Raw genomic sequence first — 1592 nt, forward strand, 5'->3', positions numbered from 1 at the left:
ACAGCCCCGGCGGCAGCCCGGTGCAGGCCGGCATGATCAACGATGAAATCACCCGCCTGCGCAAGCAATACCCCAAGAAGCCGATCTACGTGGTGGTCGAAGAAATGTGCGCTTCCGGTGGCTATTACATTGCGGTGGCAGCCGACAAGATCTTCGTCAACAAGGCCAGCCTGATCGGTTCGGTAGGCGTGCTCATGGATGGCTTCGGTTTCACCGGCTTGATGGATAAGCTGGGCGTGGAACGTCGTCTGCTCACGGCCGGCGAGAACAAGAGCTTCCTCGACCCGTTCAGCCCGCAGAGCCCCAAGCAGCGCGAATACGCCCTGTCGATGCTGGAGGAGATCCACCAACAGTTCATCGAAGTGGTGCGCCAGGGCCGTGGCACGCGTCTGAAGGAAACCCCGGATACCTTCTCGGGCCTGGTGTGGACCGGTTCCAAGGCGGTCGAGCTGGGTCTGGCCGATGGCTTCGGCACCGTCGACAGCGTGGCGCGTGATGTCATCAAGGCCGAGGACGTGGTCGATTACACCCAGACCGAGAACCTCTCCGAGCGCGTGTTGAAGAAATTCGGCGTAGCCTTCGGCGCCGGTTTTGCCAAGACCATGATGTCGGCTCCGCTGTCGCAGTTGCGCTAAGGCACTCCGCAGCTCCTATGCAAAAGGCCGGTTGCTGATGCAATCGGCCTTTTTTTCTTGATGGCGGTGTGAGGGTTTATTCGGCCAGCAGCAGGAACACGGTCGGCTTCTTGTGGAAGTCCGGGGCCTTGTGCGCCGCCAGTGCCGCCTTCCATTGCGCGGCGGTCTGGGTGCGCACGCTTTCGCTGGGCAGCGACAGATCGGTGGCCACGCAGATCAGCGTGCCTGGCTGGCAAGCCTGCGCCAGTGCTTCCAGCATGGCGCCGTTGCGATAAGGCGTTTCGATCAGCAACTGGGTCTGTTTCTCCTTGCGGGAACGATCTTCCAATTGGCGGATGCGCTTGGCGCGTGCTTCAGCATCGGTGGGCAGATAGCCGTTGAAGGCGAAGCTCTGGCCATTCAATCCGCTGGCCATCACCGCCAGCAAGAGCGAGGATGGCCCCACCAGCGGTCGCACCTGGATGCCATGCTGATGCGCCAGTCGCACCAGGTTGGCACCCGGGTCGGCCACTGCCGGCACCCCGGCTTCCGAGATCAGGCCGCCGTCGCGACCTGCCAGCAGCGGCGCCAGCAAGGCGGGCAGGGCGGTTGCAGGCGTGTTGACGTTGAGCTCGCTGATCTGGATTTCCTGGATGGGCTTGGTCAGCGGCGTGTTGCTGCCCAACAGTTTGAGGAAGGCGCGCGTGGTCTTGGCGTTCTCGGCCACGAAATAATCCAGGCGCGCGGCGATGGCCTGCACCTGGCGCGGAATGATGGCCTCCAGCGGATGCGCAGCATCCGTGTCGGCGGGAAGCTCGGTGCTTCCCAGCGTATTGGGAACCAGGTAAAGAATGCCGGGCATGGAAGGAAAATGGGATAAATTGTATAAAATAATATGTGCAACGCACCACGGCGTTATCGAGCCGCCATTCTACAGGTTGCAGGCTGTCATCAAAATGTAATGCGCGCCCCATTATC

At 61.4% G+C, this 1592-nt stretch carries 2 protein-coding genes; one reads left to right on the forward strand and one right to left on the reverse strand.

Annotated features, from left to right (window positions below):
- Positions 1 to 635 (forward strand): S49 family peptidase (locus tag I5W_RS01070; RefSeq protein ID WP_044527859.1); only part of this gene is annotated, 635 nt, incomplete at its 5' end.
- Positions 636 to 711: 76 nt separating this feature from the next.
- On the opposite strand, the gene I5W_RS01075 is transcribed toward I5W_RS01070, so the two are convergent.
- Positions 712 to 1476: an SAM-dependent methyltransferase gene (locus I5W_RS01075; RefSeq protein WP_017450787.1), complete on the reverse strand. Its 765-nt coding sequence runs from the start codon at positions 1474 to 1476 to the stop codon at positions 712 to 714.
- Positions 1477 to 1592: the final 116 nt, after the last annotated feature.

Source organism: Herbaspirillum sp. B65 (assembly GCF_000333555.1).
Lineage (GTDB): Bacteria > Pseudomonadota > Gammaproteobacteria > Burkholderiales > Burkholderiaceae_D > Herbaspirillum > Herbaspirillum rubrisubalbicans.

Excerpts from the sequence above, each read along its gene's own strand:
- I5W_RS01075 (WP_017450787.1), bottom strand. The coding sequence starts at position 1,476 with ATGCCCGGCATTCTTTACCTGGTTCCCAATACGCTGGGAAGCACCGAG.